Here is a 24807-nt window from a genome sequence, read left to right as displayed (position 1 = left end):
TCAGTCCTCGCGGACGACCTCCGCCGGGTCCTTGTCGGGCCGGAGTCCTCGCCAGCGCGCCTGCCGCAGGATTCCGCCGGGCGTGAACTCGGCGAACTCCACCTCGCCGACGAGGTCGGGCCGCACCCAGAGCGCGTCGCGGGCGTCGGCCGCAGGGACGCCGACGAAGGGGTCGGCATCCGTCCGCAGGGGTTCGAGGAGGGCGGACAGGCGGGCGAGCGTCTGCTCGCCGAAGCCCGAACCCACGCGCCCCGCGTACTGCAGGCCGGCAGCGGAGGGCACGCCGACCAGCAGCGAGCCGATCGTGCCCGAACGGTTGCCCTTGCCCGGACGGATGCCGCCGATGACGACCTCCTGCGTGCGGGAGTGTTTGACCTTGAGCCACCGGTCGGAGCGCTCGCCTCCCCGGTACGGCGCGTCGGGGTCCTTGACGACGATGCCCTCGAGCCCGAATCGTCCGCTCGTCGCCAGCGCCGCCTCGACGTCGTCGAAGACCGGCGGCACCACGACGACGTCCGCGGCGTCGGCGGCGAGGTCCTCGAGGAGCTCGCGGCGCTCGGCGAGCGGAAGACCTGTGAGATCGCGGCCGTCGGCCTGCAGGACGTCGAAGAGGTACAGATGAACGGGCGTTCGTGCCGCCTCGTGCGAGATCTCCCGTGCCTGCGCGAGGTTCATCCGCTTCTGCAGGAGAGGGAAGCTCGGCCGACCCTGGGGGTCGAGGGCGACGATCTCCCCGTCGAGGATGGCCGGAGCGGACCCCAGGCCGAGGTCGACGGTCGTCAGTTCCGGGTAGGTGGCGGTCAGGTCGTTGCCATTGCGGGAGCGCAGGCGCAGACGCTCACCGTCCCAGCTTCCGATTCCGCGGATGCCATCCCACTTCATCTCCACCCACTCCCGGCCCCAGCGCTCGGCGGCGGCGCGAGCCAGCCCGGCGGTCGACGCGGTGGCGAGCATCGGGCGGACGTCGGAGGGGGCGGCCGGTGCGGAGGTGGATGACGGCGATGCGCGGCGCGCGGGGTCCGCGCGCGGCACGACAGGCTCGCCGTCGCGCTGCGGGTGGCCGTCGGCATCCGTCTTCATCCGGTGCAGCAGCCACTGCGACTTCTCGCCCGAACCCTCGGTGCGGATGAGCGCGAGTCGAACGCGACCCAGAGGACCGTCGGGACGGCCGGTGAGGGTCGCGATGACCTCGTCGTCGCGCCACTTCTCGAGGTCGTACGTGCCGGTGTCCCACACGGTCATGGTGCCCGCGCCGTACTGTCCGCGCGGGATCTCGCCCGCGAAGTCGAGGTACTGCATCGGGTGGTCCTCGGTCATGACGGCGAGGCTGTTCTTCCCGGTCGTGGCGGGGACGCCTCTCGGGACCGCCCAGCTGACGAGCACGCCGCCGCGTTCGAGCCGCAGGTCCCAGTGCAGGCGCGAGGCGTGGTGCTCCTGGATGACGAACCGCGGCGATCCCTCGCCGTCCGTGTCGGCGTGGGGCGCATCCGGGACGGGCTCGGGCGTGCGCCCTGCGGTGCGCTTCGCGATGTACGCCCGGAGGGGGCCGTCCACGGCGTCGATCGGCGCGAGGGGATCGCCGGGTCGCTCGAGGACTTCGTGGAACAGCAGGTGCTGCAGCCCCGGGTCGTCGAGCTCCTCCCACGTGCGCGGGGCGGCGACCGTCGGCTCGGCGCGGCCGCGCAGCGAGTACGGTGCGATCGTCGTCTTCGAGCCGTTGTTCTGACTCCAGTCGATGAACACCTTGCCGGGCCGGGCGGCTTTGGACATCTGGCTCACGACGAGATCGGGGTGATCGGCCTCGATCGCGCGGGCCAGCTCCTTCGCGACGGCGCTGACCGCGTCGCTCGACTGGCGCCCGTCGAGATGCGCATAGAGATGGATGCCTTTGCTGCCGCTCGTGACCGGCAGTGGGTCGAGACCGATGTCGCGCAGGATCGTCCGGGCCCACCGGGCGACCTCGGCGCACTCGGCGAGCCCGACGCCCGGCCCCGGGTCGAGGTCCAGCACGATCCGGTCGGGGTTCAGACGGCTCCCGGCGGCGTCGAACCGCCACTGCGGCACATGCAGCTCGAGGCTCGCGACCTGAGCGAGATACACCAACGCCGGGACGTCGCCGACGAGCGGATAGTCCTTCGCCCCCGACGAGTGGTCGATCGGATGCCGTGGCATCCAGGTCGGAGCGCCGGGCTCCAGCGCCTTGGCGAAGAACGGCTCCCCGGGATCCGCCTCCGTGCCGACACCGTCGGGCCAGCGCTTACGGGTCACGGGCCGCCCGCTTACGTGAGGGAGCAACCGCGGAGCGATGCGGCTGTAGTAGTCGATGACCTCGCCCTTGGTGGTCCCCGTCTCCGGGTACAGCACCTTGTCGAGGTTCGACAGGCGCAGCCGGCGGCCGTCGATGCGTACCGTCTGCTCCGCCATCGCCCCAGCGTAGAGCGATGCAGGGGACGGATGCCGCGGGGTTGCGCCGCATAACTCCTGCAGCGGCCCGCCGGCAGCCGCCCACAGGCGCGCAGCGCGTTCGGGTGCAGGAGTTCTGCGCCACCGCCGACACAAGCCCCTCGGCATCCGGGGTGCCGGGGGTGTTCACTGGACGCATGCGATCGATCTGGAAAGGCGCGCTGACGTTCGGCCTCGTCAACGTGCCCGTCAAGGTGTACTCCGCCACCGAGGACCATGACGTGCCCCTCCACCAGGTGCACAACAAGGACGGCGGGCGCATCCGCTACCAGCGCATCTGCGAGGTCGACGGCGAGGTCGTGGCCTACCAGGACATCGACCGCGCGTACGACGACGGAGAGCAGACCGTCGTCCTGACCAAGGACGACCTCGCGTCGCTGCCGAGTGAGCGAAGCCGCGAGATCGAGGTGGTGGAGTTCGTGCCGAGCGATCAGGTCGATCTGCTCACCCTCGACAAGGCGTACTACCTCGAGCCCGACTCGTCGTCACCGAAGGCGTACGTGCTCCTGCGCAAAACCCTCGAACAGACCGATCGCACCGCGATCGTCCGTTTCTCGCTGCGGCAGAAGACGAGGCTGGCGGCGCTGCGCACGCGCGGCGACGTGCTGGTGCTGCAGACCCTGTTGTGGGCCGACGAGGTCCGCGCGGCCGAGTTCCCCTCCCTTGACGAGGACGTCCGCATCTCGGCGAAGGAGCTCGAGATGTCGGCATCCCTCGTCGAGAGCTTCTCGAAGGACTTCGACCCGGAAGAGTTCGGCGACGAGTACCAGCGCGAGCTGCGCACGCTCATCGACGCGAAGCTCGAGCAGGGCGATGCGATCGACACGTCGGCCACGTTCGGCGAACAGGATGCCGAGGACGACGGGGGAGAGGTCATCGACCTCATGGAGGCGCTCCGAGCGAGCGTCGAGCGCAGCCGTGCAGCCCGCTCCGGGAAGGCCGAGGAGTCGGGCCCGAAGAAGAAGGCGGAGCCGAAGAAGAAGTCCTCGAAGGCGTCCTGATCGCCTCAGCGGGCGCGGTGGTCGCCGTCCTCGAGTGTCTTGGGGTCGAGGACCAGCGACTCCGGATCGGTCGTGATGCCGGCCACCGCTTCGCGCTTCGCGGCAGCCCGCTCACGGAAGTAGTGCACCGCAATGAAGATCGCCGTTCCCGCCACGGCTGCGAGCAGGATGACGTCGATGTACTCGGTCACGATGTCACGGACGAACGGGATGTACCCGACGGCATAGCCGATCATCGTCAGACCGATACCCCCAGATGATCGCCCCGATGAGGTTGTAGAGCGAGTACTTGCGCCACGGCATGTGTCCGACGCCCGCCGCGATGGGCGCGAACGTGCGGACGACCGGCACGAAGCGGGCGAGGATCACCGTGATACCGCCGAAGCGTTCGAAGAACGCGTTCGTGCGCTCCACGTTCTTCCGGCTGAAGATGCCGGATTCCTTCCGCTCGAAGATCGAGGGTCCCGCTTTGTGCCCGATCAGATAGCCGACCTCGCCCCCGACGAAGGCGGCCACACCGATGGACAAGGCGACCCACCAGGCGTTGAGGCCGAAGACGCCGTTCGGCGCGGCCGGGGTGGAGTGCGAGAGCAGGCCCGCCATGATCAGAAGCGTGTCGCCGGGGAGGAGGAACCCGATCAGCAGCCCCGTCTCGGCGAAGACGATGAAGCACACCACCAGGAGCGCCCAGGGCTGCGAGTTGGTGATGATGGCGGCCGGGTCCAGCCAGGGGAGCAGCGCAGCGGAGTGGATCACATCGGTCCCGTCGGGTCAGGAGAAACGGTCTCGTGGAAGGGGAATCCGTGCGGAAGGGGGGACTTGAACCCCCACGCCCGAAGGCACAGGAACCTAAATCCTGCGTGTCTGCCGGTTTCACCACTCCCGCGGGTGCCCTCATTGTAGGCCCGAGCGCCTCCCGATCCGTGTGAACCACCCGCGAACCACTCGCGCCCGGCATGACCCCGCGCGCGTGTCGCGGGAATGCCCCCGAGCCGCCGCACCTTGGCATCGGTATGAAGGCCATCGTCTACACGCATCCCGGTGACTCCTCGGTCCTCTCGCTCGTGGAGCGTGAGGTCCCCGAACCCGGTGCCGGCGAGGTGCGCGTGCGCATCGCCGTGTCCGGCGTGAACCCGACTGACTGGAAGGCGCGCGCCACCGTCGGTCGCCCGCTCGTGGCGGACGAGGTGACCCCGAACCAGGACGGTGCCGGAACAGTGGATGCCGTGGGCGAGGGCGTCGCCGGACTCGCCGTCGGCGATCGCGTGTGGATCTACCTGGCCGCGCACCAGCGCCCCACCGGCACCGCGGCGGAGTACGCGGTCATCCCCTCCGCCCGCGCCGTCCCCCTCGCCGACGGGGCATCGTTCGAGCTCGGAGCGAGCCTGGGCGTTCCCGCGATGACGGCTCACCGTGCCCTCACGGTGCACGAGTCCGGTCCGGCCCGCCTCGCGCCCGGAGCGCTCGACGGACGTATCGTCCTCGTCCAGGGCGGCGCCGGCGCCGTCGGTCACGCGGCGATCCAGCTCGCCGTGTGGGCGGGGGCCACCGTGATCGCGACGGTGAGCAGCGCCGAGAAGGAGGCGTTCGCCCGAGCGGCCGGCGCGCACCACGTGCTGCGGTACCCGGATGCGGGCCTGGCCGATGGCATCCGCGGGATCGCTCCGGACGGCGTCGACCACATCGTGGAGGTGGCGATCGCCGAGAATGCCGGACTCGACGTCGAGGTCATCGCCAACCACGGTTCGATCGGGTACTACGCCGACAACGGCGGCGATTCCTTCAGCGCCGCGGTGCGGGCGAGCTTCGCCAAGAACGTGCGCTGGCAGGGTCTGCTGCTCTACACCGTCGGTGAAGAGGCCCTCGCCGCGGCCGCGGAGGACGTCGCGGCCGCGGTCGCCGCGGGGGTTCTTCCCGTCGGGGAGAACGCCGGACTTCCGCTGACGTGGTTTCCGCTCTCGGAGACCGCTGCCGCCCACGACTCGGTCGAGGGTGGAGCAACGGGCAAGGTGCTCATCCGGGTGGAGTGACGTGCGGGAGGCCGAGGTCGACCGGGCCTCAGGCCGGACGTCGAGCGAGAACGACGGCGCACGCACCTAGGGGGCGGCCGCGAGGGCGAGGGCCAGCGGGCTCCCTGCTCGGTGCGCCACCGCGCCGATCACGGCCCCGGCGAGGAGCGAGCCCCACAGGAGAAGCGGGCGGCGCCACGCCGTGCGGGAGCCGCCGGTGAGCAGTGCCGCGAGGGCGAGCCCGAGGCTCACGAGCGTGCCGGTGCTGTAGGTGATGGCCACGCGCGCGCGTCCGTCGGCCAGGAACAGCGTGTTGACCGCTCCCATGGCCGCGGCCAGGAGGCCGGCACGCCACAGGGTCGCACTGCCGCCCAGGGCCAGGATCGCCGTCGCACCGACCACGACGGCGGCCCCGCCCACGATCCAGGGGCGCGGACGCCGCATCACGGTGCTCGCGATGCCGCCGAGGGCGACACCGAGCACGAACGCGGCGATGATGCCCGCGGATGCCACGGCCACCCACGCGCCGGGACCGAACACCTCCACGGCCGCCTGCGTCGAGTTCCCGCTCATGAACGACACGAACAGCCCGCCCGTGTCGAGGAAGCCGATCGCGTCCACGAACCCCGCGACGGACGCCAGGACGGCCGAGACGGCGAGTGAGCCGCGGTCGACGTCCTTCATCGGCATCCTCCGTCCGGCGAGCGCATCGGTCTCATCGTGGTGCGGTCGGGGTGGTGAGGGCAACTCAGCGCGCGCGCGGCACGTACCGGGGCACCCACCGCACGAAGCCCACGGCTCCGACGGCGGCGACGACCCCCATCGCCGCGACGGCGACGGGCAGCGAGAACACCGCCGTCAGCACGGAGACGAGCACCGGCGCGATCGCTCCGCCGCCATCGGTCAGCGTGCGCCACGAGCCGAGGAAGGCGGCCGGGTCGTCGGGCGGCGCGAGATCGGCGCCCAGGGTCAGCAGGATGCCGCTGGACAGGCCGTTCCCCACCCCGAGCACCGCCGCGAACATGGAGAACCACATCGCCGCACCGTCCAACTCGTGGGTGACCGACAGCGCGAAGAATCCCGCGCCCATGAGGATCATCGCCGGGAGCGCGGCCCACAAACGCCCGAAGCGGTCCATGACCTGACCACTGGCGTAAAACAGCGCGAAGTCGATCGCGCCGGAGACCCCGACCACGACCGCGATCGTGGAGGCATCCAGACCCAGCGAGACGCCCCACAGGGGCAGGACGACCTGCCGCGCGGAGCGCACCGCCGAGAGGGAGCCTGCCGCGAGGCCCAGGCGGGCCAGCACCCCGCGGAACCGCCACATCGTGCGGAACACCCCGCTCCGCTCGACCGTGGGGATCGAGCCGGAGACGGGTTCGCCGGTGTCTTCCAAGAGCGGTCCCGGCGTCGCGGGGGCAGCGACGGCGCGCTCCGGATCGGGACCGAGGAAGACGAGGAGGATCGTCGCGACCTGGCACACCGCGAAAAAGGCGATGGACGCGGATTCATCGCCGAAGATGCCGAGCAGCGCCGCGGAGACGAAGGGCCCCACGAACATGCCGAGCCGGAAGGTCCCGCCCAGCAGCGACAGGGCCCGCGCGCGGAAATGCAGCGGAACGCGCGTGGTCATGAACGAATGTCGGGCGAGGGCGAAGGATGCCGCGCAGAACCCGATCACGAACACCGCCGCCGCGAACACGGCGAGCGAGTTCGCGAGGACGACGCCGACGAGACCGCCGAGGATCACGATGCCGGCCACGCCCATCGTGATCCGCTCACCGAAGCGCGCGACGGCCCATCCCGCCGGGATGTTCCCGCACAACGTGCCGACGACGAGCGCGGAGGCGATCAGGGCGGCCAGAGCGACGTCCGCGCCGAGGCGATTGGCGATCACGGGGATCAGCGGAATCACCGCCCCTTCGCCGAGGGCGAAGAGGAGGGTGGGGCCGTAGATCATCGGCGCGAACCGCACCAGCACGTCTCGGGGGGAGTCGCTCGTCATCGTGTCCACGATAGGCTGGAGTGTCATGCTCGAACTGGACCTTGCCGCCGACATCCAGGCGCTGCGCTCGACCTTCGCCGATATTCAGGCCGTGGTCGACGTCGACGCACTCACCGCCGACATCGAACGTCTGAACGAGGAGGCGGGCGCGCCCGACCTCTGGGACGACGTCGACAACGCCCAGAAGGTCACCAGCCGTCTCAGCCACCGTCAGGCCGAGCTCAAGCGCATCACCGAGCTCGAGCAGCGCCTCGACGACCTCGAGGTGTTGGTCGAACTCGCGAACGAGATGGAAGACGAAGACTCCGCCGACGAGGCTCGGAAAGAGCTCGCGTCGCTCCGCGAGGTCATCAGCCAGCTCGAGGTGCAGACCCTCCTCGACGGCGAGTACGACGCGCGCTCGGCCGTCGTGACGATCCGCTCGGGCGCCGGCGGCGACGACGCCACCGACTTCGCCGAGATGCTCCTGCGGATGTACCTGCGGTGGGCCGAGCGCCACAAGTACCCCGTGAAGGTCATGGACACCTCCTACGCCGAGGGTGCGGGCATCAAGTCCGCGACCTTCGAGGTCGATGTCCCCTACGCGTACGGCACGCTGTCGGTCGAGGCCGGCACGCACCGCCTCGCGCGCATCAGCCCGTTCGGCGGGGCGGACAAGCGCCAGACCAGCTTCGCCGCGGTCGAGGTCATCCCCGTGATGGAGGAGGCCGTCGAGGTCGAGGTCCCCGAAGGCGACATCCGCGTCGACGTCTTCCGTTCGTCCGGCCCCGGCGGTCAGTCGGTCAACACCACCGACTCCGCGGTCCGTATCACGCACCTCCCCACGGGCCTCGTCGTCTCGATGCAGAACGAGAAGTCGCAGATCCAGAACCGCGCCGCCGCCATGCGCGTCCTCCAGACCCGCCTGCTCCTGCTCAAGCGCGAAGAGGAAGCGGCAAAGAAGAAGGAGCTCGCGGGTACCATCACGGCCAGCTGGGGCGACCAGATGCGCTCCTACTTCCTCTACGGCCAGCAGCTCGTCAAGGATCTCCGCACCGGCTACGAGGTCGGAAACCCCGCGGTCGTCTTCGACGGCGACCTCGACGGACTCATCGCGGCGGGCATCCGCTGGCGCAAGCGCAAAGACGACGACTGAGCTATGGATGCCACGGTCGTGGCATCCATAGGACTCTCCCGGTTTCGTGACCCGGCGCGTCCTGTCGGGCTCGGGAGTCGGCACGCTTAGGCTCGTCGAGCCATGATCCGGTTCGAGAACGTCACCAAGCGGTATCGCGGCACCACGAGACCGGCGTTGAACGCCGTGGATTTCGAGGTGCAGCGCGGAGAGTTCGTCTTCCTCGTCGGGGCTTCGGGTTCCGGCAAGTCGTCGTGTCTGCAGCTCATCCTGCGCGCGGAGACGCCGAGCGAGGGGAGGGTCGTCGTCCTCGGACGCGACCTGCGCACGCTGTCGAACCGGAAGGTTCCGTACTTCCGTCGCCACATCGGTTCCGTGTTCCAGGATTTCCGGCTGCTGCCGAACAAGACGGTCCACCAGAACGTCGCCTTCACGCTGCAGGTCACCGGTGCGTCGCGCGGGTTCATCCAGCAGGCGGTGCCCGAGGTCCTCGCGCTCGTGGGCCTCGACGGGAAAGAGAAGCGTCTTCCGCACGAGCTGTCCGGCGGTGAGCAGCAGCGCGTCGCGATCGCGCGCGCCCTCGTGAACCGCCCGCAGGTGCTGCTCGCCGACGAGCCGACGGGAAACCTCGACCCCGGGACGTCCATCGACATCATGCGACTTCTCGCTCGCATCAACGCCGGCGGGACGACCGTCGTCATGGCGACGCACGAGGCCGGGTTCGTCGACCAGATGCAGCGCCGCGTCATCGAGCTGAGCAACGGTGAGATGGTGCGCGACGAGCGTCGCGGTGGCTACGGCGACACATCGGGTCTGCCTCGGCTCGCGCCCGAGGTCGAGAAGGGCGCGGCGGCTGTCGCGGCGCTCACGGCCGTGCTCGAGGTGCAGCGCGAGGTCGCGCACATCACGGGCTCTGTCGAGCCGCTGAACCTCGCCGACGCCGCCCGCGCCGTGGCCGAGCAGGCCGAGCAGGTCGCCGCCGCCAGCACGTCGGAACCCGCGGGGGAGCCGCGTGAACCGAATGCGCACACCCGCTCGGTTCCGGTGACGACGCCCGATGTGGACGCCCTGGGCCTCGCCGACCGTCTCGGCCTCGCAGACAAGAACGACCGCGACAGCGAAGTGGGGCCCACGTCATGAGGTTCGGGCTCATCCTCTCGGAGGCGTTCACCGGCCTCCGGCGCAACGCCTCGATGGTCATCTCGGTGATCCTCGTGACCTTCGTCTCGCTCACGTTCGTCGGTGCCGCGATGCTCATGCAGATGCAGATCGGCAAGATGCAGTCGTTCTGGGCCGATCGGGCGCAGGTTGCCGTGTTCATGTGCTCCACGGTGTCGGACCAGCCGTCCTGCACGCCGGGGCAGGTCGCCGATCAAGCGCAGATCGACGCGGTGCAGGCCGCGCTCGAAGGGCCCGCTCTCGCCCCGCTGATCCGCGATTTCACGTTCCAGACGAGTGATCAGGCGTTCGAGGACGCGAAGGGTCTGCTGTCGGACGACATCGCCGGTGTCGTCACGGCCGAACAGTTCAACGCGACGTTCAGCATCAACCTCGTCGATCAGAGCCAGTCGGATGTCATCTCCGAAGCCTTCAGCAATCAGGCGGGGGTCGAAGAGGTCACCAATCAGATGCAGTACCTGGAGCCGCTGTTCCAGACGCTCACGGTGGCGACCTATGTGGCGGTCGGTATCGCCGGGCTCATGCTGATTGCCGCCGTCCTGTTGATCGCCACGACGATCCGGCTGTCGGCGTTCGCGCGCCGGCGAGAGCTCGGGATCATGCGTCTGGTCGGCGCGTCGAACCGCTTCATCCAGACGCCGTTCGTCCTCGAAGGTGTTCTCGCCGCGCTCATCGGGTCCGCTCTCGCGAGCGTGGCCGTCTGGGCGATCGTCGGTGTCGGCGTGAACCAATACCTGCGCGAGCGCATCACCTTCGTCACGTCGTGGGTGGGATTCCCGGACCTCGCGATCGTCGTGCCGGTGATCATCGTTATCGGCGTGCTGTTGGCCGCGCTGAGCGCGAGCTTCGCGATCCGCCGCTGGCTGCGCACGTGATCGCGTAGACTGAGGGGCTCTGTGTGCCCGCGATCATGAGGAGGTGGCACCATGCCTCGTGAGCAGGGTGAGAAGCTCATCGCGTCGAACAAGAAGGCGCGCCACGACTACGCCATCGAGAAGACGTACGAAGCCGGACTCGTGCTGACGGGCACGGAGGTCAAGTCGCTCCGCCAGGGGCGTGCGAACCTCACCGACGGCTACGCCTACATCGACGGCGGTCAGGCGTACCTCGACGCGGTCCACATCCCCGAGTATTCGCAGGGACACTGGACGAACCACTCGGCCAAGCGCACGCGCAAGCTGCTGCTGCACAAGGACGAGATCGTCAAGCTCTCGCACGCGGTCGCCGCGGGTGGTTACACGCTCGTGCCGTTGCGCCTGTACTTCCTGGATGGTCGCGCCAAGGTCGAGATCGCGGTCGCGAAGGGCAAGCGCGAGTTCGAGAAGCGCCAGACCATTCGAGAGCGCGAGGACAAGCGCGAGGCCGAGAGGGCCATGCGCACGAAGAACCGCCTGGGGGAGTGACCCTCACTCCGCGCGGAAGCGTCCCTCGACGGTGGCGCTGACGACGAGCTCGGGCGGCTGCAGGCTGAAGGACGGCCCCATGTCGGCGCGGGCGGCCATCATTCGCGGGGCAGAGCTCTCGGGATGCGACTCCAGCAGGCCGGCATCCGCGATCTCGACCGCGGTGACGGATGCCAGACCCAACGCCTCGGCGTAGGCGGCGGCCCGCTCGACGGCGACCTGCACGGCGGCCGCAGCTACCTTCCGCTCCACGCGCACCCGTGTCTCGGGAGCGAGCCGCCAGTCCACCGCGGTGACCTGCACATCGTCGGACTCGGTGACGTCGCCGAGCCACCACGACAGGGCGCCCGCGTCCGTGAATGTGGCGGAGAGTTCGACGCTGGCGTGGTGGACGAGCGGCAGCTGAGCGCCGTCGTTGTTCCACGGCCGGTCCGACCAGACCGACACCCGCGCGCTCGACCACTCGGAGACCTCGCCGGATCGCAGGTGCGCGACCAGTCCGTCCTGGACGGATGCCGCCCGCTCCTGCGCCCGCTCGACGACAGGGCCGCGAGCCGGCCCGTCGGTGGAGACGGTGACGCGCACCGCGGCCTCTTCCGCGCGGACGCGCGTCTCGCTCTCGCCCCGCACCGTGATGACGACCTCGCTCATGCGGCGAGCCTATGCGAGCGGCCGGGAATGGCCCAGAGGGCGGATCCGTTGTAGTCTGTGATGCTCGGGTGCTTCGGCATCCGATTGGTAAATCAACAGTGTGACGATGGTCGCTCCTTCACGGAGTTCCCGGGGCTGATCGGTTTCGACAGCGCCTGCGAACCTGCGAGAAGCGGGCCGAGGATGTGGGGTTATCTCGTAAACGCTCCCTGCAAAACAATAAGTGCCGAAACCAAGCGCACTGACTTCGCCCTCGCTGCGTAAGCGAGCCCGATAGTCCGTCAGACCGTGTGTGACCCCGCCACGGATCCTGGCGTCATTTAGGGGTCTTGCTGTGTGACGGCGTCCGGACGTCACGCGGGACTTTTCCCGGACTGGGCCTGTCGACTTAGGTGTCTGTGACAAAGGTCGGGGCCGAGCAGAACGTCTGCACAGACTGCGCCCGGAGAAAACGCGGAGACCCAGCGTTGGACGGGGGTTCGATTCCCCCCAGCTCCACGAACCATCGTCACCGGAGAAACCCTCGCCCGCACTTCGCGGGCGGGGGTTTTTCTATGCCGCGGTCCGGGTGTGCACGTCGCTCTCGCCGGAGACGTCGTTGAGTTCGAGGTACACGCGACCCTCGGTGCGCGTCAGGGTTGCGGTGTTGCGGCGCTCGATCGCGCCCGCCATCCGCTCGACGAAACCCGCGTCGAAGGAGTGAAGCAGCACCTCCTCCGCCCGGTGGATGCGCTTGCCCGCCCAAGGCGCCGCCACCTTCTCGGGGTCGCGGTGGGTGTACACGGCGACCCGTTCGGCCTTCATGCTGCCGGTGTGGAGGCGGGCGGCATCCGGGGCTCCCACTTCGATCCAGGCCACCAGCGCGCCTGTGAGGTCGCGCACCATCACGGCCGGTTCATCGGTTGCGGAGACGCCCTCGCTGAACGCGATGCCCTCCTCGTACTCGAGGCAGTAGGCGAGCACGCGCGTGAGCATGTACGGGGCGGTCTCGGACGGATGCCGGGCCACCCGCAGCTGCAGTTCGTCGTAGACGCCGCGGTCGACGTCGGAGAGCTGCACCGTGAAGGTATGAATGGTCGCGCCGATAGCCACGACGCTCGAGCCTACGCGACCGGCTTGCCGGGGACCGCGCGCGAGACCTAGCGTCGGAGGATGCCCGATCCTCGCGCGCACCGCATCGACGTCGGTCCTTTGCAGCTGGACACGGATGCCGACTCTCCGACGTGGCGTGCCGTTGCCGCGGACGGGGTGTCGGTGCCCGCCGGGGCGTGGCATGACTGGGTCGCACTCGCACAGCGCGTGCTGCAGGTGGACGCGCTCTGGCGGGAGCGCGAAGCGCGGGGCGATGCGTGGGACCAGGGGCACGCGGCATCCGGATCCGCCGACGCGGTGAATCCCTATCGCTGAGCGGGAGGCCAGTCGATCAGCACGAGGCTTTGCTTCGTGTCGGCGACCTTCACCCAGCCGTCGCCGAACAGGTACGTGATGCCGTACCCGTCGACGCCGCGGCCGGCGAGCCAGTCGGGATTCTCGGTCACGTAGACCTCGTCGCCGGTGCCGTCCTCGCGCTTCCAGCCCGACCCGACGAGGTCGTCCTGTGCCTTCTCCGCCTCTGCCGCGTCGATCGGTGCCCACCCGAACATCTGCACACGGTCGGCGGTCGGCGACCCGCTGCTCCACTTGCGCAGGATGCCGTCGGATACCTCGGTCGCTCCGACGCGGAAGACCTCGCTCTGCGGCGACCACCCGATGCTGCGGAAGTCCGCGGCCGTCGTGCGCGGGATGATCGTCTCGCACGTCGGGTCGGCGGCGCCGGCATCCGGGGTCTCCGTCGCGGACGAATCGGCCGTCGGAGTCGGGTCGCCCTCCTCAACGGTCGCCGTGGGCGTCGGATCGGGCTCGGCCGCGGGGGCGCACGCGGCGAGCCCCGTGACAGCGAGCAGCGCGACGAAGGCCGCCGCGAGCGTGCGCCGCGTCACGGGGTGTCCGTCTCGTGCAGAAAGGCGAGGAACGCGTCGTGCAGCACGCCGTTCGTCGCGAGCGACGACTCGGCGTCGAGGCGCTCGGATCCGTCGAACGCCGAGAACCGTCCACCGGCTTCTCGCACGATCGGCGCGATCGCCGCGATGTCATACTCTTTCACCCCGAATTCCGCGACGAGTTCGAGTCGGCCCTCGGCCAGCCACATGTAGGGCAGCGCGTCGCCGTATCCACGATCGCGCCATACGGCGCGCGCGAGGCGCTCGAGCGTCGGCACGAGGTCGACGTCGTCCCATTGTTCGATGCTCTGGAAGCTGATGCTCGCGTGCGCGATCTCATCGACACCGGAGACATGGATGCCACGCGCCTCGCCGTCACGGCCGTTGGTCCAGGCCCCGTGCCCGGTGGCGGCCCACCAGCGTCGGCCGAGCGCCGGCTGGCTGACGACACCGACCTGCGGGACCCCGTCGACGGTGAGGGCGATGAGCGTCGCCCAGATCGGGATGCCACGCATGTAGTTGTGCGTGCCGTCGATGGGGTCGATGACCCAACGGCGGCGGACGGTGTCGCCGGTCGTTCCGTACTCCTCGCCGAGGATCGCGTCGTCGGGTCGCTCGGCATCCAGGATCTCCCGGATAGCCCGCTCGGTAGCGAGGTCGGCCTCGGTCACGTGGGTGCGGTCGGGCTTGGTGTCGATGCGCAAGTCGGACGCGTCGAAACGCGCCATGGCGACCGCATCGGCGGCGTCGGCCAGCCGCAGCGCGAGCGCGAGGTCGTCGCTCAGGGACGAGGGGGACTCATCGATGGGGGACACGCGTCCAGGATAGACGGCGTGCCTGCACCGATTTGGTGACGCCACGTCACGCCTGGTAACGTAATCCCTCGGTTCGGAACGCATTTTCGGGCCGACAGAATGCACCTCTAGCTCAATCGGCAGAGCAACTGACTCTTAATCAGTGGGTTCTGGGTTCAAGTCCCAGGGGGTGCACCACACGAACAAGGCCCGAGTCCCGGTCGAATCATTCGCCGAGGTTCGGGCCTTGTCCGCATCCGGTGATGGGACCATCGAGGCTCGCAGCACAAGGACCGCGCGCAGGGCAAGGGTGTAGAGGCATCGCTGCCGTTTCGCTGCACTGGGGCGATGAGTTCCGACACCGCAGGTCGCCCCACCTCGAAGGGCGAGACGCCCGCAGCTGAGCATCCGGCCAAGCCGGACTCGCCCGACGACCTCGACCGGCGCTCGTGGAAGTACGTCCTCCGCAAGACCCTGCGCGAGTTCACATCCGACGGGTGCATCGACATCGCCGCGGCCCTGACCTACTTCGCGGTCCTCTCGGTCTTCCCGGCGCTCATCGCGCTCTTCTCGCTGCTCGGCGTGGTGGGGCAGGGGAGGGCGGCCGCGGACGCGATTCTCGGGATCATCGAGCAGGCGGCGCCCGGCGAGACAGCGAACACCATCCGTGGGCCGATCGAGGAGATCGCCTCGTCGCCGGCGGCGGGTATCGCGCTCATCACCGGAATCCTTCTCGCCGTGTGGTCGGCATCCGGGTATGTGGGCGCGTTCAGCCGCGCGATGAACCGCATCTACGAGATCGAGGAAGGCCGCCCGTTCTGGAAGCTCAAGCCGGTTCAGCTACTCGTCACCGTGATCGGCATCGTTCTTCTGTTCATTGCGGCGACGATCCTCGTGGTGTCGGGTCCGGTCACCGCGGCGGTCGGCGACGCACTGGGAGTCGGCGATGTCGCGCGGACGCTGTGGTCCATCCTGAAGTGGCCGGTGCTCGCCGCCATCGTCGTGCTGATGGTCGCGATCCTGTACTACGCGACCCCGAACGCGAAGCAGCCGAAGTTCCGCTGGATCAGCATCGGCGCCCTCATCGCCATCACCGTGCTGGCCCTCGCCACCCTCGCCTTCGGCATCTACGTCGGCAACTTCTCGAACTACGACCGCACGTACGGGTCTCTCGCGGGCATCGTCATCTTCCTGCTGTGGCTGTGGATCGCGAACCTCGCGCTTCTGTTCGGTGCCGAGTTCGACGCGGAGATGGAGCGCGCGCGCGAGCTCGAAGCCGGTATCGCCGCCGAGGACGACATTCAGCTGCCGCCGCGGGATGACCGCAACCTGAAGAAGTCCGACGCAAAGGAGGCGGAGGATGTCGCCGAGGGGCGCCGCATCCGCGAGGAGCACGACGGAGCGAAGTGATCGAGGCGAGCCCCCCCCCCGGCGGTGGGCTCCGTCGCGCGGGCGATGTTCGGGCGAAGCGGCCACGTTGTCCCCGTGAGCGCTTCCCGCCGATCATCGACCTCGCCGATGATTCTCGCGGTCGCGGCGGTTGCTCTCGCCGGCCTACTGTTCGCCGAGAGTCGTGAACAAACCGTGAGCCCGAGGACACCATGAGCGCGATCACCTCCACCCGATGGCTGCGCTTCATGATGTGGTGCGGCGTCGGAATCCTCCTGCTTGCGGTCGTTTCGATCGTGCTGATACTCGTGCGCTGGGCGGAGAGCGGGGACCCGCCGTCAGTGTTGAGCGCGGTCAGCGTGATGTTGTCTCTCGCCACCGGCATCCTGTTGCTGTGTGCCTCGAGGCGGATGCTTCGACGGCTTTCGCGAGCGCAGCCTCCCGTTGGCGAGTAGGTCTCCGTTCGTTGCGGATGCCTTCCGCTTCTCGATCGAGCCGGGGGAGGATGGCGATATGGCTGACGACGAGATGTGGGACGTCACCGACGTCCAGGGCACGCCCACCGGAACGCTTCATCGACGGGGTGATGGGCCGGTGCCAGCGGGGTCGTTCCACATCGTGGCATCCGTGTGCGCGGTGGCATCCAGTGGGCGGGTTCTCATCAGCAGGCGTGCGGAGGGGAAGGAGTATCCGCTGGCGTGGGAGTTCCCGGCGGGCAGCGCGCTGCGCGGCGAGTCGAGCCGGCGCGGAGCGATCCGCGAACTGGGCGAAGAAGTGGGGATCTTCGTCCTTCCGGATGATCTCGTGCTCGTGGGGCGGGTCGTCGAAGAGCGGGCGCTGTTCGATCTGTGGGCGGTGCGGGTCGACGGTGAGCCGGAGGTCGCGGTCGATCCCGAAGAAGTGCGCGAGGCCGAGTGGGTCGAGCTCGCTGAGGTACGTCGGAGGTGGGAGGCCGGTGCCTTCGCCACACCGTGGAACGCGCGGTTCGCGCAGCTGTGGGACGAGCTCGAGGCAGCCGTGCGGGAGGACGCGTGACCAACCGCGAGTTCGGCGTGAGCGTGCCCGGAGGCACTCTGCAGGTCGGGGAGTGGCATCCGGATGCCGTCGGCCTTCCGTGGCTGCTCGTGCACGGGGTCACGGCGTCGCACCTCGCGTGGTCGTGGGTGGCGCGCGAGGCGCCGGACGTACGTCTCATCGCTCCCGACCTGCGCGGGCGCGGTCGCAGCGCCGACGTGCAGGGACCGCTGGGGATGGCCGCCCACGCCGACGATCTCGCGGCGGTCCTGGACGCCATGGGCATCGAGCGGGCGCTCGTGGTCGGGCATTCGATGGGCGCGTTCGTCTCGGCGGTGTTCGCGGACCGTCACCCCGATCGAGCTGCTGCCGTCGTGCTCGTCGATGGCGGTCTGCCGCTCGACCTTCCCGCGGGGATGCCGCCGGTCGAGGCGGTCAGGCACGTACTCGGGCCCACGGCCGCCCGTCTGGAGATGAGGTTCCCGACGACCGCGGCCTACCGCGACTTCTGGCGTGCCCACCCGGCGTTCGCCGACCGTGAGGATCCGTTGCTCGACGCCTACTTCGCCTACGACCTCGTCGGCTCGGGGCCGGAGTTGCGTCCCGCGACCACGCTCGCGACGGTGGAGGCCGACTCGATCGACCAGAACACCGGCGCGGACATCGCGGAAGCCCTCGACCGGATGCCACGACCGACGGTGCTTCTCGCCGCCGAGCGGGGGCTCCGTGGCGAGATCCCGCCGCTGTACCCCGACCTCGCGCGCGTGCGAGCCGCGGCGCCCCGTCTGCGCGACGCTCGACGGGTCAGCGGGACCGACCACTACTCCATTGTGATGTCGCACGTGGGCGCGCGGCAGGTCGTCGCGGCGGCGCGGTCACTCGCCCACGACGTGACCTGACCCGGGTGAGCCGGACGCGTCGCGGCGGTCGGCACCGGGGTGACTTCAGGCGGCCTTCGAGCCGCTTCTCGTCGTCGTCGCGCGCGACGACCCTAGCCTCGCCGGATGCGACGTCTGTTTGCCTCCGGGGCCGTTCTGGCCGTCCTCTCCGCCGCGGCTTTCGCCGTCGCCGGTTCCGCCGCCTCGGCGGTCGTGCCCGATCTGACCGGGCGCTCCTACGTCGCGCTCGGCGATTCGTACGCCGCGGGGTGGGGCTTGCCACTGGCATCCACTCAGCCCGCGCCGGGCTGCGACCAGTCCGACCAGAACTATCCGCACCTCCTCGCCGCGGAGTTCGGTTTCGCACTCACCGACCGCACCTGCGGGGGTGCGGTGATCGCGAACGTCGTGGACACCCCGCAGAACGTCGGCGGCACGGCCCCGGTCCAAACCGATTTCCTGGATGCCACCACCGACCTCGTCACCCTCACCATCGGCGGCAACGACCTCGGCTTCTGGAACATCGGCCAGATGTGCGTCGCGCTGGCGCCCACCGGTCCGGTGCTCGGAAGCCTCGACGGGCAGACACATCAGACGTGTCGCGAACAGTTCATCGTGGACACGCCCGCGGGGCCGGTGAACACTCTCGAGACGCAGATCGACGAGACCGTCGCACCCGCGTTGGGTTCCGCCCTCCAGACCATTCGCACGCGGGCACCGAACGCGAAGATCATCGTGCTCGGATACCCGGCTCTCGCACCGGACGCCGCTCACACTCCGGCCTCTGGCTGCTACACCACGTTGACGCAGGGGTTCTTCGGCTTCCGCTCGAACGCGTTCCCGTACCTCGATGTCGACGTCGCGCTGCTGCGCGACACCCAGGCATACATGGATGACGCAATGGCCGCGGCGACCGCCGCCGCCGGGGCCTCCTACGTGTCGCTCCTGCCGGGCTCGCTGGCGCACAGCCCCTGCAGCCCTTCTGATGCCTACGTGAACGGCATCACGCTCACGCTCTCGTCCGACAGCATCCCGGTCAGTGGGCTTCCCCTCGGCGGCATCAAGCGCGGAGCACTTCACCCGAACGCTTCGGGTATGGCGTTCGCGCGCGACGAGGCGGCCGACGCGGTGCGCGCGCTGTTCGCCGTGCCGGACCCGACCCCGACACCGACCGTCACGCCGGAGCCGAGTCCCACGCCGACGGCCACGCCGGATCCGACCCTGACCCNGCCGGATCCGACCCCGACTCCTACTCCGACGCCCACGCCGGACCCGACGCCGACGCCCACGCCCGAACCGAGCGCCACACCGAGTCCGACACCGGACCCCGATGCGACGGTCACACCCACCCCGACACCGACGCCCGACCCGACGGCACCCCCGTCGCCCAGTGCGACGGTCGAGCCGACGCCCACCCCCACGTCCTCCGCCTCCACGACGCCGGTCCCGAACGTGACGCAACCGCCGACCGCGGCGTCCGGATCCGACCTTGCGACGACGGGGACTCCGCCCGTCGGGCGAGCGATCGCGATCGGCATCGTGATGCTGGTCGGAGGCATCGTGGCGGCCGTGATTCTTCGCCGTCGCCGAGCCCGCGGCTGACGGCGAGCGTCCGATCGAACACGAGCGCCCGGCCACCGACGCGATGTCGGTGACCGGGCGCTCGTCGTCGTCCGGCCTTAAGCGGCGTCGCCGACCAACACGGCGGCCCCCTCGTCGGCCGCGGTCGGGTGCGCGGCATCGATGTGCGCGAGGGCCCGACGACCGAACAGCACGCACGCAGCCGCGATCACCACCGAGACGGTCGCCATGACGTACGGGACACCGGCGCCGGCCGCGTGCCAGAGGAACGCGGCGAGCGGGGGAGCCACGGCGCCACCCAGGAACCGAACCGCGGAATACGACGACGACGCGACCGAGCGGGGAAGGTCGGTGGCCTCCATCACCGCCTCGGTGAGCGCGGTGTTCACGACCCCCAGCACGAGACCGCCGACGACGATGCACGCGACGAGCGCGGGAGGCGACGCCACCACGAAGGCCGCGACGAGCAGGTCCGCCGCCAGCAGCGGCAGCGCGACGAGCAGAACGGTGGTCAATCGCATCCGCCGCAGCAGCAACGGAGCTACCCACACGCTCGTGATCGCCAGCGCCACGCCCCACCCGAAGAAGGTCAGTCCGATGCCCATCGCGCCGAAGCCGAGCGGGAACGGTGAGAACGCCAGCAGCGTGAAGAACCCGATGTTGTAGAACAGCGCCGTCGCCGCCAGGATCGCCAGCGCGGGCCGACCCAGGGCGCGGAACGGCGCGCTGAACGGGATGGGCGTGCGAGCGGGCGCCGGTCCCCGCAGCAGCACCGCGACGGCGACGAACGCGATCGCCATGAGCACGACGACACCGAAGAACGGTCCCCGCCAGCTCGCCTCGCCTAGGATGCCACCGAGCAGCGGCCCCACCGCGATACCGAGGCCGAGAGCGGCTTCGTACAGCACGATCGCCGCGGAACTCCCGCCCGAGGCGGCCCCCACGATGGTGGCGAGCGCGGTGGAGATGAACAGGGCGTTGCCGAGTCCCCAGCCCGCGCGGAAGCCGATGACGGCGTCGACGCTGCCGCTCAGGGCGCAGAACAGCGCGAACACGACGATCAGGGCGAGGCCGACGAGGAGTGTCGCCTTCGCACCGATGCGACTCGAGATCCAACTCGTCACCAGCATCGCGAGTCCCGTGACCACCAGGTAGCTGGTGAAGAGCAGCTCCGTCTCGACGGGCGACGCCTGCAGGGACTCGGCGATCGCGGGGAGGATGGGATCGACGAGGCCGATGCCCATGAACGCCACCACGCAGGCGAACGCGACGGCCCAGACCTGGGCCGGTTGCTTCCAGACGCGGGGTGCGGCGCTCATCGCACGACCTCCGGCCGCAGACCGACGCGGGTGGCGAGGGCGTCGGCGCTCACGCGCACGGCATCCCACTCGGCATCCGTGAGGTCGGCCACGTGCGGGGTGAGAGCGGAGCTCAGAGCGACGAACCACCGGTCGAGCTCCCGCAGCCCGTCGTCGGTCGCGGACACGACGCTCACGCGCGAGTCGTCCGGATGGATGCCGCGGGCGACGAGGCCGGCACCCTCCATCTGATGCACGAGTCGGGTCATGCCGGGCTGCGAGACGCGGCTGAGCGTGGCGAGGTCGCCGAGCCTTTGCGGCCCGTGATCACGCAGGAGCGTGAGCGTGCGCCACTGCGCGCCGGGGGCGTCGTTCTTGGTGTCGATGGCCGCGATGCGCGTGAGGGCGTGCACCGCGAGGATCAGTCTCTGGAGATCATCGTCGCGGGTCATTCTCCCCAGCATACCCCTGTTATATAACGTTGGTATGCGTCATCGACCGCCGATGCGGGTCGAGAGCTGATGCGCGTGCGCGAGCAGGATCCGCCCGAGCTCGGCGAGTCGGTCGCCGGAGAATCGGAACTCGACACCGGTGAGACTCAGAGCCCACTGCGGTTCTCCGGTGCGAGTGAATACCGCTGCCCCGAGGCCCCAGCTGCCCTCCACGATCAACCCCGGGTTCACGGCGTACCCGCGCGCTTTGGTGTCGGCGACCCGCGTGCGCAGTCGGGCGGGGGAGTGCGCACTGCCCCACCGTTCCGGGAGCTCCCCGTGGCGTTCGAGGTAGGCATCCACCTCGTCCGGGGGGAGGAACGCGAGGATCGCCAGTCCCGCGGATGCCACGCCGAGCGGGAACCGCACGCCCTCCGACAGCACGAAGGAGCGGATCGGGAAGCTGCCGTCCTCCCGTACCAGGCACACCGTCTCGTCGCCGCGCCGCACGGAGAGGAACGCGCTCTCCTCGGTCCGCACGGCGAGCGAGCGCACGATGTCGCGCGCGAGAGCGGTGATGTCGAACCGGGATGCCGCGACCGTACCCATGAGGTACAGCTCCGGCCCCGGAAGCCATCGTCCGGTCGTTTCGTCGCGGTCGACCAGACCCTCCTGCCGTAATGCGGACAGCACGCGATGGGCCGTGGGGCGGGTGAGGTCTGCCCGAACGGCCAGCTCGCCCACCGCCGCGCCGTCGGTTCCCGCGGCCGTGACCAAGCGGAGAAGATGCGCGGCCCGGGCGATCGCCTGCGTGCCGGGCACGCTCGTGCGGGCGGAGGGGAGCGAGGGCGTGTCCACGATGTGGACGCTACGCGGGCTGGCATCCACATCGCAAGAAGCGACACTGCCTCGCGGCAGCAGCGAGCACAGGATGAGACCACCGATCCCTGCACGAAGGAGTCCGCGTGATCGACAAGACCTGGCCGTCGCCGAGCGACGCCGTCGCCGACATCCCCGATGGGGCATCGCTCGCGGTCGGCGGCTTCGGCCTCTCCGGAAACCCCATCGCCCTCATCGAGGCGCTGCTCGCGCGAGGCACGCGTGACCTCTCGGTCGTGTCGAACAACTGCGGCGTGGACGACTGGGGGCTCGGCATCCTGCTGGGTGCCGGGCGTATCCGCAAGATGACGTCGTCGTACGTCGGGGAGAACAAGGAGTTCGAGCGGCAGTTCCTCACCGGAGAGCTCGAACTCGAACTCACACCGCAGGGCACGCTGGCCGAGAAGCTGCGCGCCGGCGGCTCGGGCATCGCCGCGTTCTACACGCAGACCGGTGTGGGGACGCAGGTCGCCGAGGGCGGTCTGCCGCAGCGCTACGACGGTGCGGGCGGTGTCGCCGTGGCATCCCCGGCGAAGGACGTCCGCACGTTCGACGTGGACGGCCAGCCGCGCGAGTTCGTGCTCGAGGAGGCGATCACCACCGACTTCTCGCTCGTGCACGCGTGGAAGGGCGACCGCCACGGCAACCTCGTGTTCCGGAAGGCCGCACGCAGCTTCAACCCGCTCGCCGCGATGGCCGGCCGCGTGTGCATCGCGCAGGTGGAGCACCTCGTGGAGCCCGGCGAGATCGACCCCGACGACGTGCACCTGCCCGGTGTCTTCGTCCACCGCCTCGTCGAGGTCGGTCCCGACATCGTCAAGCGCATCGAGAAGCGCACCGTCACCGAAGGAGCCCGCTGATATGGCCCTCACCCGCATCGAGATGGCCGCGCGCGCGGCCCGCGAACTGGCCGACGGCTCGTACGTCAACCTCGGCATCGGTCTCCCGACCCTCGTGCCCAACCACGTCCCGGACGGCGTCACGGTCGTGCTGCAGTCCGAGAACGGCATCCTGGGCGTCGGCCCCTACCCGACGGAGGATGCGGTGGATGCCGACCTCATCAACGCCGGGAAGGAGACGGTGACGTCGCTGCCCGGGGCGGCCTTCTTCGACTCGGCCACGAGCTTCGGCATGATCCGCGGCGGCAAGATCGATGCGGCGATCCTCGGGGCGATGCAGGTCTCGGCATCCGGAGATCTGGCCAACTGGATGATCCCGGGGAAGATGGTGAAGGGCCCCGGCGGGGCGATGGACCTCGTTCACGGCGCCGCCCGCGTCATCGTCCTGATGGAGCACGTCGCGCGCGACGGCTCGCCGAAGATCGTCGACGCGTGCTCGCTGCCGCTCACAGGCCGCGGGGTCGTCGACCGCATCATCACCGACCTCGCTGTGATCGATGTCACCGCCGGGGGTCTCGTGCTCGTCGAGGTCGCACCCGGTGTCTCCGTCGACGACGTGGTCGCCGCGACCGAACCCCCGCTCACCGTCCGGATCTTCGAGGAGCAGAACGCATGACCTCTCCCACCGACGTCGTCATCGTCGCCGCCGCCCGCACCCCGCAGGGCCGTCTCAAGGGACAGCTCGCGCCCCTGACGGCGGTCCAGCTCGGTGCGGCCGCCATCTCGGGGGCTCTGGAGCGCGGTGGCATCCCCACCGGCGCCGTCGACGCCGTGCTGGTCGGGCAGGTGCTCCAGGCGGGGGCCGGGCAGAATGCGGCACGCCAGGCAGCGATCGCCGCGGGCATCGGCTGGGACGTCCACGCCGCCACCGTGAACAAGGTCTGCCTCTCGGGCCTCACGGCCGTCATCGACGCCGCACGAATGCTGCGCCTCGGCGACGCGACCGTCGTGGTGGCCGCGGGCATGGAGTCGATGACGCGCGCCCCGCACCTGCTCATGAACTCCCGCGACGGCTACGCCTATGGATCGGTCGAGGTGCTCGACCACATGGCGCACGACGGCCTCACCGATGCCTACGACCGCGAGAGCATGGGCGCGTCGACGGAGCGCGCCAACGCGCGGTACGAGGTGACGCGGGAGGCTCAGGACGCCGTGGCCGCCCGGTCGCACCAGCGCGCGGCCGCGGCGCAGCAGGCGGGCGCGTTCGAGGCCGAGATCGTGCCCGTGGCGATTCCGCAGCGTAAGGGCGACCCGATCGTCGCCACCGCCGACGAAGGCATCCGTCCGGACACGACCGCCGAGACCCTGGCGAAGCTGCGCCCGGCGTTCGCCGAGGGCGGCTCGATCACGGCGGGCAACGCGTCGCAGATCTCCGACGGCGCGTCAGCGGTCGTCATGACGACGCGGGCCGTGGCCGACGAGCGCGGGTGGGACGTCCTCGCGATGGTCGGGGCGTCGGGCCAGGTCGCCGGGCCGGACAACTCGCTGCACGCCCAGCCCGCCCGAGCCATCGCCCGCGCCCTGGAGAAGCAAGGGATCGTGGCAGCCGACCTCGATCACGTCGAGATCAACGAGGCTTTCGGCGCGGTCGTCGCGCGCTCGCAGGCCGAGCTCGGCCTGCCGGATGAGGTCGTCAACCCGCACGGCGGCGGTATCGCGATCGGGCACCCGATCGGGGCGTCCGGCAACCGGCTCGTCGTGCACGCGGTGCACGAACTCGCGCGGCGGGGGAGCGGTACGGCCGCGGTGGCGCTGTGCGGTGGCGGCGGGCAGGGCGACGCGCTCATCTTGACCCGCTGACGACGAAGGGATGCCACGACCCCGAGGCCGTGGCATC

Annotated in this window: 25 protein-coding genes, 2 tRNA genes, 1 other RNA gene and 1 pseudogene; 17 read left to right on the top strand and 12 right to left on the bottom strand. The window is 69.9% G+C overall.

What is annotated here, in order from left to right:
- The gene (locus tag D8Y23_RS05930; RefSeq protein ID WP_128217240.1) at window positions 1-2424 is read right to left on the bottom strand and encodes an ATP-dependent DNA ligase; all 2424 of its coding nucleotides are present in this window, start codon (window positions 2422-2424) and stop codon (window positions 1-3) included.
- A 176-nt stretch (window positions 2425-2600) separates the two neighbouring features.
- Between D8Y23_RS05930 and D8Y23_RS05925 the strand changes: the two genes are divergently transcribed.
- On the top strand, window positions 2601-3464 hold the full coding sequence (locus tag D8Y23_RS05925) for a Ku protein (RefSeq protein ID WP_128217239.1): 864 nt from the start codon (window positions 2601-2603) through the stop codon (window positions 3462-3464).
- 5 nt (window positions 3465-3469) lie between these two features.
- Here D8Y23_RS05925 and D8Y23_RS05920 read toward each other — a convergent pair.
- Window positions 3470-4217: pseudogene (locus D8Y23_RS05920) on the bottom strand (DedA family protein).
- 51 nt (window positions 4218-4268) lie between these two features.
- Window positions 4269-4350 (bottom strand) — tRNA-Leu (locus tag D8Y23_RS05915).
- A gap of 127 nt (window positions 4351-4477) precedes the next feature.
- On the opposite strand from D8Y23_RS05915, the gene D8Y23_RS05910 reads away from it, so the two are divergent.
- The gene (locus D8Y23_RS05910) at window positions 4478-5494 is read left to right on the top strand and encodes an NADPH:quinone reductase (protein ID WP_128217238.1); all 1017 of its coding nucleotides are present in this window, start codon (window positions 4478-4480) and stop codon (window positions 5492-5494) included.
- Between the two features lie 66 nt (window positions 5495-5560).
- On the opposite strand, the gene D8Y23_RS05905 is transcribed toward D8Y23_RS05910, so the two are convergent.
- The gene (locus tag D8Y23_RS05905; protein WP_128217237.1) at window positions 5561-6157 is read right to left on the bottom strand and encodes a YoaK family protein; all 597 of its coding nucleotides are present in this window, start codon (window positions 6155-6157) and stop codon (window positions 5561-5563) included.
- 64 nt (window positions 6158-6221) lie between these two features.
- Window positions 6222-7508 carry an MFS transporter gene (locus tag D8Y23_RS05900; RefSeq protein ID WP_240663808.1) on the bottom strand — a complete coding sequence of 429 codons (1287 nt, stop codon included), beginning with the start codon at window positions 7506-7508 and terminating at the stop codon, window positions 6222-6224.
- Here D8Y23_RS05900 and prfB point away from each other — a divergent pair.
- The 4 genes from prfB (at window position 7507) to smpB (ending at window position 11177) form a co-directional block, all read left to right on the top strand.
- Window positions 7507-8616, top strand: coding sequence for a peptide chain release factor 2 (prfB, locus tag D8Y23_RS05895; RefSeq protein ID WP_128217236.1), 1110 nt, complete (start codon window positions 7507-7509; stop codon window positions 8614-8616). The genes D8Y23_RS05900 and prfB overlap by 2 nt on opposite strands.
- A gap of 102 nt (window positions 8617-8718) precedes the next feature.
- Window positions 8719-9735 (top strand): cell division ATP-binding protein FtsE, encoded by a 1017-nt coding sequence (gene ftsE / locus D8Y23_RS05890; protein ID WP_128217235.1) that lies wholly within the window; start codon window positions 8719-8721, stop codon window positions 9733-9735.
- Window positions 9732-10649, top strand: a complete 918-nt coding sequence (gene ftsX / locus D8Y23_RS05885; protein WP_128217234.1) for a permease-like cell division protein FtsX — start codon at window positions 9732-9734, stop codon at window positions 10647-10649. The genes ftsE and ftsX overlap by 4 nt, the downstream gene beginning before the upstream one ends.
- A 51-nt stretch (window positions 10650-10700) precedes the next feature.
- Entirely contained in the window at window positions 10701-11177 is a 477-nt protein-coding gene (gene smpB, locus D8Y23_RS05880) for an SsrA-binding protein SmpB (RefSeq protein WP_022878410.1), read from the top strand.
- Between the two features lie 3 nt (window positions 11178-11180).
- Here the strand turns inward: smpB and D8Y23_RS05875 are convergent, their stop codons facing one another.
- Entirely contained in the window at window positions 11181-11828 is a 648-nt protein-coding gene (locus D8Y23_RS05875; RefSeq protein ID WP_128217233.1) for an SIMPL domain-containing protein, read from the bottom strand.
- A gap of 131 nt (window positions 11829-11959) precedes the next feature.
- Here D8Y23_RS05875 and ssrA point away from each other — a divergent pair.
- Window positions 11960-12329: a transfer-messenger RNA gene (ssrA, locus tag D8Y23_RS05870) on the top strand.
- Window positions 12330-12380: 51 nt separating this feature from the next.
- Here the strand turns inward: ssrA and D8Y23_RS05865 are convergent.
- A complete protein-coding gene (locus D8Y23_RS05865; RefSeq protein WP_128217232.1) occupies window positions 12381-12920 on the bottom strand; it encodes a YaeQ family protein in 540 nt (179 codons plus the stop codon).
- A gap of 60 nt (window positions 12921-12980) precedes the next feature.
- Here D8Y23_RS05865 and D8Y23_RS05860 point away from each other — a divergent pair, with 60 nt between their 5' ends.
- Window positions 12981-13235, top strand: coding sequence for a hypothetical protein (locus D8Y23_RS05860; RefSeq protein ID WP_128217231.1), 255 nt, complete (start codon window positions 12981-12983; stop codon window positions 13233-13235).
- Here D8Y23_RS05860 and D8Y23_RS05855 read toward each other — a convergent pair.
- Both D8Y23_RS05855 and D8Y23_RS05850 read right to left on the bottom strand, forming a co-directional pair.
- A complete protein-coding gene (locus tag D8Y23_RS05855) occupies window positions 13226-13807 on the bottom strand; it encodes a hypothetical protein (RefSeq protein ID WP_128217230.1) in 582 nt (193 codons plus the stop codon). The genes D8Y23_RS05860 and D8Y23_RS05855 overlap by 10 nt on opposite strands.
- Window positions 13804-14613, bottom strand: a complete 810-nt coding sequence (locus tag D8Y23_RS05850) for an inositol monophosphatase family protein (protein ID WP_428844468.1) — start codon at window positions 14611-14613, stop codon at window positions 13804-13806. The genes D8Y23_RS05855 and D8Y23_RS05850 overlap by 4 nt, the downstream gene beginning before the upstream one ends.
- A gap of 110 nt (window positions 14614-14723) precedes the next feature.
- On the opposite strand from D8Y23_RS05850, the gene D8Y23_RS05845 reads away from it, so the two are divergent.
- The 6 genes from D8Y23_RS05845 to D8Y23_RS05820 all read left to right on the top strand — a co-directional run bounded on the left by D8Y23_RS05845 (window position 14724) and on the right by D8Y23_RS05820 (window position 19484).
- Window positions 14724-14799: transfer RNA gene (locus D8Y23_RS05845), tRNA-Lys, on the top strand.
- Between the two features lie 150 nt (window positions 14800-14949).
- Entirely contained in the window at window positions 14950-16011 is a 1062-nt protein-coding gene (locus D8Y23_RS05840; protein ID WP_128217228.1) for a YihY/virulence factor BrkB family protein, read from the top strand.
- A 191-nt stretch (window positions 16012-16202) separates the two neighbouring features.
- Window positions 16203-16445, top strand: a complete 243-nt coding sequence (locus tag D8Y23_RS05835; protein ID WP_128217227.1) for a hypothetical protein — start codon at window positions 16203-16205, stop codon at window positions 16443-16445.
- Between the two features lie 58 nt (window positions 16446-16503).
- Entirely contained in the window at window positions 16504-17025 is a 522-nt protein-coding gene (locus D8Y23_RS05830; RefSeq protein WP_128217226.1) for an NUDIX hydrolase, read from the top strand.
- On the top strand, window positions 17022-17903 hold the full coding sequence (locus D8Y23_RS05825) for an alpha/beta hydrolase (RefSeq protein ID WP_128217225.1): 882 nt from the start codon (window positions 17022-17024) through the stop codon (window positions 17901-17903). Before D8Y23_RS05830 ends, D8Y23_RS05825 begins: the two co-directional genes overlap by 4 nt.
- Window positions 17904-18008: 105 nt before the next feature.
- Window positions 18009-19484, top strand: coding sequence for an SGNH/GDSL hydrolase family protein (locus tag D8Y23_RS05820; protein WP_128217224.1), 1476 nt, complete (start codon window positions 18009-18011; stop codon window positions 19482-19484).
- 77 nt (window positions 19485-19561) lie between these two features.
- On the opposite strand, the gene D8Y23_RS05815 is transcribed toward D8Y23_RS05820, so the two are convergent.
- The 3 genes from D8Y23_RS05815 to D8Y23_RS05805 are packed head-to-tail and all read right to left on the bottom strand — an operon-like array spanning window position 19562 to window position 22050.
- Window positions 19562-20782, bottom strand: a complete 1221-nt coding sequence (locus tag D8Y23_RS05815) for an MFS transporter (RefSeq protein WP_128217223.1) — start codon at window positions 20780-20782, stop codon at window positions 19562-19564.
- Window positions 20779-21213 carry a MarR family winged helix-turn-helix transcriptional regulator gene (locus D8Y23_RS05810; protein ID WP_128217222.1) on the bottom strand — a complete coding sequence of 145 codons (435 nt, stop codon included), beginning with the start codon at window positions 21211-21213 and terminating at the stop codon, window positions 20779-20781. Before D8Y23_RS05810 ends, D8Y23_RS05815 begins: the two co-directional genes overlap by 4 nt.
- A gap of 39 nt (window positions 21214-21252) precedes the next feature.
- Window positions 21253-22050 (bottom strand): IclR family transcriptional regulator, encoded by a 798-nt coding sequence (locus D8Y23_RS05805; RefSeq protein WP_240663806.1) that lies wholly within the window; start codon window positions 22048-22050, stop codon window positions 21253-21255.
- Between the two features lie 107 nt (window positions 22051-22157).
- Between D8Y23_RS05805 and D8Y23_RS05800 the strand changes: the two genes are divergently transcribed.
- Genes D8Y23_RS05800 through D8Y23_RS05790 form a run of 3 tightly spaced genes read left to right on the top strand, consistent with a single transcriptional unit; the run spans window position 22158 to window position 24770 of the window.
- A complete protein-coding gene (locus D8Y23_RS05800) occupies window positions 22158-22931 on the top strand; it encodes a CoA transferase subunit A (protein WP_128217220.1) in 774 nt (257 codons plus the stop codon).
- A 1-nt stretch (window position 22932) separates the two neighbouring features.
- Window positions 22933-23586 (top strand): 3-oxoacid CoA-transferase subunit B, encoded by a 654-nt coding sequence (locus tag D8Y23_RS05795; protein ID WP_205796883.1) that lies wholly within the window; start codon window positions 22933-22935, stop codon window positions 23584-23586.
- Complete coding sequence (locus tag D8Y23_RS05790) at window positions 23583-24770, top strand: acetyl-CoA C-acyltransferase (protein ID WP_128217219.1); 1188 nt, start codon at window positions 23583-23585, stop codon at window positions 24768-24770. The genes D8Y23_RS05795 and D8Y23_RS05790 overlap by 4 nt, the downstream gene beginning before the upstream one ends.
- The last annotated feature ends 37 nt before the right edge of the window (window positions 24771-24807 follow it).

The organism is Microbacterium enclense, assembly GCF_004022425.1.
GTDB lineage: Bacteria > Actinomycetota > Actinomycetes > Actinomycetales > Microbacteriaceae > Microbacterium > Microbacterium enclense_A.
Note: the sequence above shows the minus strand (reverse complement) of the source record. Positions and strands in the feature narration are given on the sequence as shown.